This is a genomic window from Stenotrophomonas sp. Steno-C18 (assembly GCF_056393195.1).
Genome location: NZ_JBWJOX010000006.1, coordinates 295693 through 306695, shown reverse-complemented (window position 1 = coordinate 306695; position 11003 = coordinate 295693). Strand labels below are relative to the sequence as shown.

Annotated in this window: 9 protein-coding genes; 2 read left to right on the top strand and 7 right to left on the bottom strand. The window is 65.7% G+C overall.

All coding sequences use genetic code 11. From position 1 onward, the window contains the following. The 4 genes from AC06FE_RS14495 to AC06FE_RS14480 all read right to left on the bottom strand — a co-directional run. The coding region (locus tag AC06FE_RS14495) for a two-partner secretion domain-containing protein (protein WP_478073434.1) at window positions 1-1920 on the bottom strand (1920 nt) is incomplete at its 3' end. An 86-nt stretch (window positions 1921-2006) separates the two neighbouring features. After that, on the bottom strand, window positions 2007-3740 hold the full coding sequence (locus AC06FE_RS14490; RefSeq protein WP_478073433.1) for a ShlB/FhaC/HecB family hemolysin secretion/activation protein: 1734 nt from the start codon (window positions 3738-3740) through the stop codon (window positions 2007-2009). Window positions 3741-4076: 336 nt separating this feature from the next. After that, window positions 4077-4622 carry a single-stranded DNA-binding protein gene (locus tag AC06FE_RS14485; RefSeq protein WP_478073432.1) on the bottom strand — a complete coding sequence of 182 codons (546 nt, stop codon included), beginning with the start codon at window positions 4620-4622 and terminating at the stop codon, window positions 4077-4079. A gap of 137 nt (window positions 4623-4759) precedes the next feature. Next, on the bottom strand, window positions 4760-5356 hold the full coding sequence (locus AC06FE_RS14480) for a DUF2239 family protein (RefSeq protein ID WP_478073431.1): 597 nt from the start codon (window positions 5354-5356) through the stop codon (window positions 4760-4762). A 79-nt stretch (window positions 5357-5435) separates the two neighbouring features. Here AC06FE_RS14480 and AC06FE_RS14475 point away from each other — a divergent pair, with 79 nt between their 5' ends. Together AC06FE_RS14475 and AC06FE_RS14470 are read left to right on the top strand one after the other, a co-directional pair. Beyond that, window positions 5436-5780, top strand: a complete 345-nt coding sequence (locus AC06FE_RS14475; protein ID WP_313253766.1) for a GIY-YIG nuclease family protein — start codon at window positions 5436-5438, stop codon at window positions 5778-5780. 72 nt (window positions 5781-5852) lie between these two features. Next, a complete protein-coding gene (locus AC06FE_RS14470) occupies window positions 5853-6890 on the top strand; it encodes a LacI family DNA-binding transcriptional regulator (RefSeq protein ID WP_192286431.1) in 1038 nt (345 codons plus the stop codon). Between the two features lie 125 nt (window positions 6891-7015). Here the strand turns inward: AC06FE_RS14470 and AC06FE_RS14465 are convergent, their stop codons facing one another. The 3 genes from AC06FE_RS14465 to AC06FE_RS14455 form a co-directional block, all read right to left on the bottom strand. Then, entirely contained in the window at window positions 7016-7396 is a 381-nt protein-coding gene (locus tag AC06FE_RS14465) for an SseB family protein (protein ID WP_478073430.1), read from the bottom strand. Between the two features lie 243 nt (window positions 7397-7639). Next, window positions 7640-9352, bottom strand: coding sequence for an alpha-amylase family glycosyl hydrolase (locus tag AC06FE_RS14460; protein ID WP_478073429.1), 1713 nt, complete (start codon window positions 9350-9352; stop codon window positions 7640-7642). Beyond that, window positions 9352-10833 (bottom strand): MFS transporter, encoded by a 1482-nt coding sequence (locus tag AC06FE_RS14455; RefSeq protein WP_446541272.1) that lies wholly within the window; start codon window positions 10831-10833, stop codon window positions 9352-9354. The genes AC06FE_RS14460 and AC06FE_RS14455 overlap by 1 nt, the downstream gene beginning before the upstream one ends. Window positions 10834-11003: the final 170 nt, after the last annotated feature.

Here is an 11003-nt window from a genome sequence, read left to right as displayed (position 1 = left end):
GCCGGCCGTGGCGATGGTGCCGCGCTGGCCATCCAGTTGCCCGGTGCTGAGGGCCAGGCCCTGCGTACCGGCATGGCTGACGGTGCCGTCTTCATTGACCAGGCGACCGGCATCCAGTACCAGCGACTTGGCATTGCTGGCAATCGTGCCGGCGCTGTTGTCCAACTGACCGGCAACCGACCACTGCGCGGCACGGTTGGCGACCTGCTCAATGAGGCCGCCACGATTGACGAATGACTGCACCGCAAGTTCAAACCCGCCGGATACACTCCACTGCCCCTTGCTGTTGTCGACAGTGGCAGCCCGCACCCGCGCATCGCCTTGCACCTTCAAGGTGCCATCAACGTTGCGCAGCTCGCCGCCCTCTACCCGCAGCGATTCAACCCCGATCCTGCCGCCGCTGTTGTCCAGGCCATCACGCGTCGACAGCACCACAGCGCCCAGTGCATCGATGCGCCCGGCGTCATTGTCCAGCGCATTGCCGATGTTCAATGCGCCCGCCGCCAGCGGAGCGGTGATGGGCGGCGTACCGGTACCCGTACCGCCATTCCCCCCGCCTTCCGTTCCACCGGAACTACCTCCACCGGGCGTTCCTGTCCCGCCATTGCCACCCGTGCCGCCGTTGCTCCCGCCACTGCCAGCCAGCTCCACGGCACCGATACGGCCGCTATCGCGGTTGCTCAGTGATGCCGTTTTGATTTCAAGCGCTTGCGCCCCCGTCTGTTCAATCGCACCGTCACGATTGCGCAACGAAGCTGCGTTCACCTCAAGCCGCCGGCCATTGAGCGTGCCGCCGCTGTTGTCCATATCAGCAGCCGTGTTGATGATGGCCTCGCGGGCCGCGCTTACGGTGCCGCTGTTGGCCACTCCGGCAGTGGCGGTCAGTTTCGTATCCTGCTGCGACTGCAAGGCACCGCTGTTCTCGATGCGCCCGTCCACGGTGACCACCAGCTCACCGGCCTGCGCACCGATGTTGCCGGCGTTGCGCACGCCGAGGCCGTGTTCGTTGCCAACCAGCCAGATCTTGTTGGCATACATGCCACCCAGCGCACCCACGTCCAATGCGAAGGCTGGCGCTTGGCCATTGCTCTGCTGGGCGGTGACGCTGCTGTGATCGGCGCTGACAATATTGCTGCCCAGGCTGGCCTGCAGCTGGTTGGCCCAGATGCCGGCGTTGACGTCCAGCGAGCGGGTGATGATGTCGGTGTAATCGGTGCGGCTGGCGTCCAGGCCTGCGCCACTGATACGGATGGCGCCCCCCTCCACGCGATACCCGTCCAACGCACCGCCGTTGACGATGGGCGTACCGGTGGTCAGCGTCACCCGGCTGGCGTTGAGAAAGCCACCCCCATCCACCTGGATGCCGGCCGGGTTGGCGATCACCACCTGCGCGCGGTCACCAGCCACTTCGACATAGCCGCGCAGCTGGCTGGGATCGGCGCTGTTGACCTCGTTGAGGATGACCCGTGCCGTGCCGGTCGCCAGGTAGGGATTGCCCTGCACCCAGCCGCCCAGTTCCGTCTGTACGTTGGTGCGTGAGTTGTTGAGGATGGCGCCTTCGCTGCCAACATCGAACTGCCGATAGCTGTTGCGCGAAATCCCCTTGGCAGTGGGGGTGGTGATGTTGACCTGCGGCGTGCCATTGGCCGATGTCACCACGGTAGGCCGCTGGTTCGTCGGTGCGGTGGGGTCGGTGACGATGCGTCCGGCATGCTGCCCCGGTGCCTGCTGGGCGGACAACGGCTGCACCAGCCCCACCCACCCCATGGCCACCCAAAGCGCGAAGCTCATCGGACGCAGCGTCGCCATCGAAAGGCCCGCGCCACTGCACAGCCCCCCTTGCGTTGCCTTTACCAGCTCGGACGCGACCTGCCAGACACCCAGGGTACGGTTGTAGACCAGACGGTAAACACGATTCATGGCATTGCTTCCTTTCTATGCTTGTTGTTCTATGACCCGCCGATCCGCACACTGCAGATGCCTGCGGCCCTGTTGGCCGCAGACGATCAGAACGAGGCGCTCAGGCTGAAACCGAAGGTCGTATACGCGGTGGGGAAGCCGCGGGGTTTGTGCAACGGGCTGCCGACGAACACGTCCCACTGCGCATGCGCGACACCGCCCCGAAGTCCCATCGCGGCACCGGCGAGGTAGTCGCCCATCTGCCCGCGCGTGGAAGGACCACCCACATGGCCGTAGTCCGCGCCTACGTAAGCTTCCTGACCACCACCCAGTGCGAAACCCAGCTCATTGCGCAGCACCCAGCCACGCTCGCCGGTCAATGACATCTCGCCGTCGAAGCCACGCACCGTGTAACGGCCACCAATCGAGAAGCGGTCCTGCGGCACCAGCAGTGAGCGATTCCATTGCGCGCGCCAGCTGCTGGTGTAACGGACGGGCTGCCGGCCCAGCTTGAACGGGACCATCAACTGCGCATCGGCGGTGATGACGCGGCCACGCGCGGTGCCTTCGCCAAATGCTTCTTCTGGTGCAGGCAGCGCATCGAAGGCACGCGTTCCGCGCCGATAGGCCAAGCCAAGATCCAGCGTGCTGCTGCCAATGAAGTGCTTGTGCGACAGGCCCAGCTCCCAACCGGCCATGCGCCTGCGCTGTACTTCGATCTCTGCATCGTCGATGAAGTTGTTCGAGTCGCGATACCAACCCCGTGCATAGCCGCTGGTCTTGAAGCTGGCATTGCGGAACAGCATGCGCGTCAGCCGCACTTCCGCATTGCGGCTGGAACCGCTGTAGACATAGGTTTCATACGCACCGGCGACCGATTGGCGGTAGTCGTAGTCACTGGCGTTGATCCCCAGCAACCATTGCCCGACGGGAACGCTATAGTGCGCCGCCCAGCTTTCGGTATCGCGCCCGCTGCCGTTGAACACGGACTTGCCCGCGTTGAAATAGAACAGGTCGTTCAGTCGCGCCAGGTTGTCCAGCGATGCCGTGGCTCCGGCCTGCAGTTTGCCGGTCGAGGTGCTGCCCGAGTCATCCAGCGTGAGGTTGACGCGGACTTTTGAGCGCTGCTTCCAACTGATCAGCAGGTCGCTTTCACCCGGCTTGGCGGCAGCACCTTCAGCCGGCGGCGCGATCTGAATGTCGACCGTTGCGGTCGGTACGCGCTGGAAGTTCTCCAGGGCCTGCTCGATATCGCGCAGATTGAGCAGGTCACCCGAACTGGCAGGCAGCGCGTTCCACAATGCCGGATGCGGCTGCACATCATCAGCGAAGCGGATGGCATGGATCCGCCCCGGCACAACGGTCAAAGCCAATGCGCCATGCTTCAGGTCCTGGGGTGCGGCAAGAATGCGGGTAGTGACATAGCCACGCGCGATGATTGCGTTCTGTACGCGCTTCATCACGATGTCCACACCAGCGGTGCCGAGGCAGCGCCCGGTGGCCGGATCGTCCCTGGGACTGGCCGCCTTCAACGCCCAGCCAAAGCGCTCAGCGTCTCCGCCATCCAGCGTGATGTGGTTGATGACGAAACATGGCGTCTCGTCCGAAGGCAATCTGCCCACTGATGCCTCGGGCGTCGGCTGCAGCCGCGCATCCGGCTGTGCCTCCTGCTGTTCACGCAGTACGCGCTCACGCTCCTGCTGTCGCAGCAGCTCCTGTGCGTTTGCATCGGCACTCTGTGCGTGAGCAGCACCGCCCCCAAGCAATACACCGCATGCAACCGCCAGCAATCCCCTGCGCGCCTTCCATGGGCCACGCCCCTGCATTCCCTTGCTTTCCATGCAACCCACTGTCCTTGGTCAGCCGCAACACGCGGCTGTACGGGATGATTGGGGCGTGCGCACCATCCCGGAAAGCATCGGCTCTGCAGTCGAGGTCGAGAACGTCCTGCTTCCCGGCTGCAACCGCCCCCTGTGAACCAATTTGCAGTGCGGATGCTATCAAAAACATAGACATCATTGCCTCACGAAAAACAAAAACCATATTCATGACAAGCCTTGCTGGCATGAACATATGCCGATCGGTTGTTGGCCATCGAATCGCCACTGGCCCAGAAAACCAATAAAAAAGGCCATGCGATGCATGGCCTTTGGCAAAACAGAACGTGCGATGGCTGATCAGAACGGAATATCGTCGTCGGCAAAATCGTCCATCGGCGGCGCCGACTGCTGGGCCGGTGCCGGGCGCTGCTGCTGGCGCTGGCCGCCGCCGTAACCGCCGCCCTGTTCCTGGTTGCCGTAGCCGCCACCGCCCTGCTGCTGGCGTGGGGCCGACTGGCGCTGCGGGCGATCGCCACCGAAGTTGCCGCCGCCACCGCCGCCGCCTTCACCACGGCCGCCGAGCATCTGCATCTCGTTGGCGACGATGTCGGTGGAGTACTTCTCCACGCCATCCTGGCCGGTGTACTTGTCGTAGCGCAGCTCGCCTTCTACGTAGACCTGCGAACCCTTGCGCAGGTATTCACCGGCGATCTCGCCGAGCTTGCCGAAGAACACCACGCGGTGCCATTCGGTGCGCTCCTGGTTGTTGCCATCGCGGTCCTTGCGGACGCTGGTGGTGGCAAGGCTCACGCGGGTGATGGCCATGCCGGCCTGGGTGTACTTGGTGTCCGGGTCGTTGCCGAGGTTGCCGACCAGGATGACTTTATTGATGCCGCGGGCCATAGGATTGTTTCTTCCGTTGGGAGCCAGGATCCGCGCCGACGGTGTTGCGGCCGGCGCAAAGGGGTCCTGACAAGGGGACTGGGGGATGCGTAACGCGGGATGTTAACACCGCGGCCCGCGTTCACCCGCGCTCGCGATCAATCCTCGGCCTCGGCCGACACGCTACCGAGGTAATCGCGCAGGTCCTGCGGCCATGGAGCGATGGAGCGGGCAAAACCTGCCTCGTCGCCGGCGAACAGCAGGCGGCTGGCCTCCTCGAAGCCTGGCAGGTCACCGGCCAGGATGGACATGGCCTTGTAACGGGCCTCCGGTGAGGCCGGGAGCCCCTGCTCCTGCTCGCGGCGGCGGGCTTCATCCACCAGCCGGCGCAACGCCTGCGAGGCCCCGCCGCGTTGGCTGGCCAGCCATTCCCAATGCCGTGGCAGCAGGGTCACCTCGCGGGCCACCACGCCCAGCCGGGGACGACCGCGTTCACGTGGGGCGGCAGCCTCCTGCGGCGCGGCCGGCGCAGGTGCCAAGCGGGCCCGCAGGCGCTCCAGCACCTGAGTCAGCCCACCACGCAGGTCCAGGTCAACCGTTTCCCCGGAGCCATCGTTGAGCAGCAGCAATGGCCGTCCATTGGCCCCCACGCCACCGCGCGCCACGGCCTCGGCCACCACCTGCTGCAGCGGCCCCCTGGCCAGCAGCTGGTGCCCCTCGAACAGGGCGTGCGGCGCGTTCAGCAGATCGTTCATAGCACCTCTATTTTAATCCGGGTAATATCTGTGACTGAATTACACCCGGGCAATATTGCCACATCTTCGAGAATCTCTCATGGACAAACAAACCCGCCGTCAGCAAAGCGCCGACTACAAGCGGCAGGAAGTACAAAGCGGCATCTACCAGATCCACTGCACCGCCACCGATGCGCGCTGGGCAGGCATCGCCCTGAACCTGTCCGCGATCCGCAACCGGCTGTGGTTCGGCCTGCGCCAGGGCAGCCATCCGCACCGGCAACTGCAGCAGGCCTGGGCAGCGCACGGTGCCGACGCATTCCAGTGGGAGCCGATCCTTGCGTTGGAAGAAGACCCGGAGCGGCCGGATTTCGAGCGCGACCGATTGCTGCGCGATGCGCTCGAACAGCACTGCCTGCAGAGCGGCGCAACGCCATTGCGTTAAGCGCCCGCATGGCCGGTGGCGGCAACGCATTTGCATGGCATGATGCCCGGCGGCACCTCCCCTCGGCGCACGATGACCATCAAAGGCAAAGCCACCTCCCTGGATATCGCACACATGGCCGGCGTCTCGCAGCCGACCGTGTCGCGTGCCCTGCGTGGCAGCCCGATGGTGAACGCCGAGACGCGCAAGCGCATCCTGGAGATCGCGCGCCAGCTGAACTACAAGGTCGACAAGAACGCTTCCAGCCTGCGCTGCCAGCAATCCGGCACCCTGGCGCTGCTGTTCTTCGAGGACCCCACCCCGGACGATTCGCTGATCAACCCGTTCTTCCACTCGATGCTGGGTTCGATCACCCGTGCCTGCGCGCTGCATGGGCATGACCTGCTGGTGTCCTTCCAGCAGCTGTCCAGCGACTGGCATGCCGACTTCGAGGACAGCAACAAGGCCGACGGCATCATCCTGCTCGGCTACGGTGATTACCACGAGTCGGTGGAACGGCTGGAGCGGCTGGTCGAACAGGGCACGCACTTCGTCCGCTGGGGCGCGGCGCTGCCGGGCCAGCCCGGGGTATCGGTGGGCAGTGACAACTTCCAGGGCGGGTTCGACATCACCGCCCACCTGCTCGACCAGGGCTGCCGGCGCATTGCCTTCCTGGGCCATGCCGACAGCCACTACCCGGAGTTCGCCGAGCGTTACCGCGGCCATGCCGAAGCCCTGCGCGCGCGCGGGCTGACGCCGGAGGCCGCGCTGCAGCACGATGCCATCACCACCGAGGATTCCGGCCATAACGCCTGCCTGGCCCTGCTGGACCGCGGCGAGCGTTTCGACGCGGTCTGCGCCGCCAGCGACCTGATCGCCATCGGCGCGCTGCGTGCGCTGCGCGAGCGCGGCCTGCGCGTGCCGGACGACGTGGCGGTGACCGGGTTCGACGATATTCCGCTGGCCGGTTCGGTATCGCCGGCGTTGACCACGGTGCAACAGGACACCAAGCAGGCCGGCCAGTTGCTGGTGGAAAAACTGCTGGGGCTGATCGCGCGCGAGCCGGTGGAGGGCATCAACATCCCGGTGAAGCTGGTGGTGCGGGAATCGTCGCGGCGACAAGCGTTGTAGAAGCGGCTTCCGTCGCGATGCCGAGAGCGAAGAAGCCAGTACGCTGGCTGTAGTTGCAGTTTTCCCTTGGGGCTGACGACGTGGTCGGCTTCGCGGCTGAAGCCGCTCCTACCCAGGCACGTTGGTCAACTGAAGTCCTTGAGGATCTCCTGCAGGCCCGCCGGCGAGATCTCGAAGCCCAGCGAAGTACCCGGATTGACCACCACGCCATAACCGCCCGGTACGCGGCGCAGTACTTCGAACATCAACATGCGGATGTTGTGCGGCGCCTGCTGGGTGTGGAAACCGACGCGCGACATGTCGGTGAATACCGCCACATGCAGGACGCCCTGCTTGTCGAACAGCAACGGGTCGAAGCCACTGCCGTCCGGCGTGACCAGGCTGCCGGTAAGCAGCACGACTTCCGAGGCGACAAACGCCTGCATGAAGGCCTTGATCGGCAGTTTGCCGTCCATCGCGGTCTGCAGCAGCGTTTCGATGGGGGTCTGCGGGGGAAGCTCGTTCATGGGTACTGCGTGGGGATGCGGGGGTGTGGATTGTAGCGGGTGGCTGGCTGCAGCGGCCCTCTCCCCAACCCCTCTCCCGCTTACGGGAGAGGGGCTTCGGTTGTCCGCGGGCTGTGGGGCTGCGAGCGCCCGCTTTTTGCCCCCGCCCTTTGCGTCAGGTCAGGGAGGGGTTGGCTGTTTGCCGAATCGCTGAACGCCGCCCTCGCCCCCCTTCTCCCGCTTCCGGGAGAGGGGCTTGGTTGGTCAGCGCTTCAGGTGTTGGTTGCGGGCCTGCTGGTCGGCCATTGCGGCATCCAGCTGCGCTTTCAACTCGGCCTGCTCAACCTCGCCTTCCAGCACGAACACCTTGATGCCATGGGCCGGCACGTCGGTCTTCAAGGTGCGCCGCACGGTCAACGTGCCGCCGTCCAACGCGTCGCGCCATTGTCCGGCCTGCAGGTAGCGGCTCACCTCGAACCCCTGCGCCGTGTCCCCCTTGTTGAGCAGCACCAGCGCGGTCTGCGTGGTGTCGCCCTGTTGCAGCACGCGGAAGAACACCGCCTGGTCACCCTGCAGGCGCTCGTTGACCTGCAGGCCGCGCTGCAACGCCGGGGTGGCCTGGCGCAGCCGCGCGATGCGCTGCAGGGGGCCGAAGATCGGGCTCTGCGGCGCATGGGCAATGCGCTCCTGGCCGAAGTAGGCACGGTTGCCGGCGTGCTCGGCGCGGCCACGCATGAAGCCTGTCTCCGAGCCGTAGTACAGCACCGGGATGCCGCGTGCGGTGAACAGCCAGTTGTGCGCGTCGATGAACCCGGCATCGGTCGCGTCCAGGCGCGCCATGTCGTGGTTGTCGTAGAAGCTCATCAGCTCGTACGGATTGGCGTACGGCCCACCGGTCAGGTGCAACGGTTCGGACAGGGCCTCGAAGCCCTTCTGCTCCTTGCCGAATACCGCCGAAATCGCGCCGCGTAGCGGGAAATCCAGCACGCTGACATTGGCGTTGCCCGGCCAGGTGTGCTCGGCGATCTTGCTGGCGTCGTAGTCGAAGGCTTCGCCGAACATGAACATGCCCGGGTGTTGCGCGCGGATGCGCTGCACGAACGCATGCCACCACGGGTGCGGCAGCCAGCCGATGGTGTCGATGCGCAGCGCGTCCACGCCCTGCCCCGTCCATTGCAGGTAGGCACCGACCAGGTAGTCCATCACCGCCGGGTTGTGCTCGTTGAAGTCGGACAGCTCGGCCAGGTTGCCATCGAAGATCGAGCCCTTGCTGCCATCGACCGGGCCGATGTTGTTGTAGAACGCATGCAGCCGGTTGTGCGTGGGGTCGAGCTTGTCCGGCGGCAGGTTCTGGTGGTCGGCGATCAACCGGCCATCCTTGTCAAAGATCTGGCCGAACTGCGGCTGGGCGGTCGGCATGGTCCAGGCCGGCGAGCCATGGTTGCCGACGATGTCCAGCACCACCTTCAGCCCGGCACCGTGCAGGCCCTGGGTCAGGCCGGCGAAGTCCAGGCCGGCGCTGGGCAGGTGTTCGTCCAGCTTGTAGAAACTCACGCCCCAGTAGCCGTGGTAGCCGGTCTTGCCCCGGTCGGTCAGCGTGCTGGTGCAGCTGATCGGCTTGCTGCCGGTGAAGGCCTGGTCCGGGTTGTCGACGATCGGGGTGATCCACACCGCGCCGAAGCCGAGCCCGCGGATGTAGCCGGCATTGTCGAGCAGGCCCTTGAAGTCACCGCCAAGGTAGCCGATGTTGCCGTCGATCTTGTCCGCGCACGGCACCGGGATGTCGAAGGTGCGGTGCGCGCCCCCCTGGTCACGGTGGTCGTTGGCGGTGTCGCCATTGACGAAACGGTCGGTGACCACGAAGTACACCGCATCGCTGGCAAAGGGCTCGGACGTACCCACGTAGTCCGGCCGCGCGGCCAGGACGGGAGCGGCGGCCAGCGCCAACGAGACTGCCACCGACAAACGCATGCGCATCACACCACCTCCGGTTGCGACGGAACCCGCAGCACGCACAGGCCGGCGACGAACAGGCTGCAGCCGCCCAGCACCAGCACATGCATCGGCACGCCGCCCAGCCAGCTGCGCAGGGCAAAGCCCAGCGCACTGGCCGCGACCAGCTGCGGGATCACGATGAAGAAATTGAAGATGCCCATGTACACGCCCATCTTGGTGGACGGCACGCTGTCGGACAGCAGGGCGTACGGCAGCGACAGGATCGAGGCCCAGGCAAAGCCGACGCCGACCATCGACAGCAGCAGCCACGCCGGGTCGCTGATGAACATCAGCGAGACCAGCCCCAGCCCTCCCAGCCACAGGTTGACCAGGTGGCTCCAGCGCAGGCCCATCACCCGCACCATCAGCGGGATCACCAGCGCGGCCAGCGCGGCGAAGCCGTTGTAGGCACCAAACAGCACGCCCACCCAGTTGGCCCCTTCGTTGTAGGCCGCCGATTGCGGGTCGGTGGAACCGAAATGGGTACCGGCGACCGCGGCGGTGGTGTAGATCCACATCGCGAACAGGGCGAACCACGAGAAAAACTGCACCCAGGCCAGCCGACGCATGGTGGTGGGCATGGTGCGCAGGTCGCCGACGATGGTCGCCAGCATGTGCGTGCCCGGCAGCATCCGGGCCACGCCCAGCAGCAGGCCGTAGGCCGCGCACAGACCGGCCAGCACGTACAACATGCGGTCGCCCTGCCGCCAGGCGATCAATGCCGCCAGCAACACGCCCACCCCCAGCCAGCCGAGGATGTGGCTCCCGCGCGGCGGGCCGATCACCGGCGCGGCCGCATGCAGCGGCGAGGGTTCGGCATCGTCGAAACCGGCCAGCTCGGCCGGCGAGTACTCACGGGTGCTGACCACCGTCCAGGTGATCGCGGCCAGCAGCACGGCGGCACCGAAGTAGAACGCATAGCGCACGGTGTCCGGCACCTGCCCCGGCGCGGCGGTGTTGGCCACGCCGAAGTGGGCCAACAGGTACGGCAGGAAGCTGGCGACGATGGCCCCCACGCCGATGAAGAAACTCTGCATCGCGTAGCCGCTGGGACGCTGCCGCGGCGAAAGCTGGTCGCCGACGAAGGCGCGGAACGGCTCCATCGACACGTTGATCGAGGCATCCAGCACCCACAGCGTGCCGGCCGCGATCCACAGCGTCGGTGAATTGGGCATCACCAGCAGGGCCAGCGTGGTCAGCACCGCGCCGATCATGAAGAACGGGCGGCGGCGGCCCCAGCGCGTCCAGGTGCGGTCGGACAGGTAGCCGATCACCGGCTGTACCAGCAAGCCGGTCAGCGGCGCGGCGATCCAGAGCCCGGGCACTGCCTCCATCGAGGCCCCCAGGGTCTCGAAGATGCGGCTGGCATTGGCGTTCTGCAGTGCAAAGCCGAACTGGATGCCCAGGAAGCCGAAGCACATGTTCCAGATCTGCCAGAACGACAATTGCGGTTTGCTTTTCATCAAGCGGTTCCCCCCTCCGGGAATCACGGATGCGATGTACGGGCGCCGTTGCGCCGGGCCATGGTAGAGGCGTGGTGGCGGATGCGCACCGCCGGTGCATACGTATTCAGTGCCCCTGCCGGCCATGACGCCCTGCACCAACTGGAATAGTGGTGGCACCTGCTTCCCGT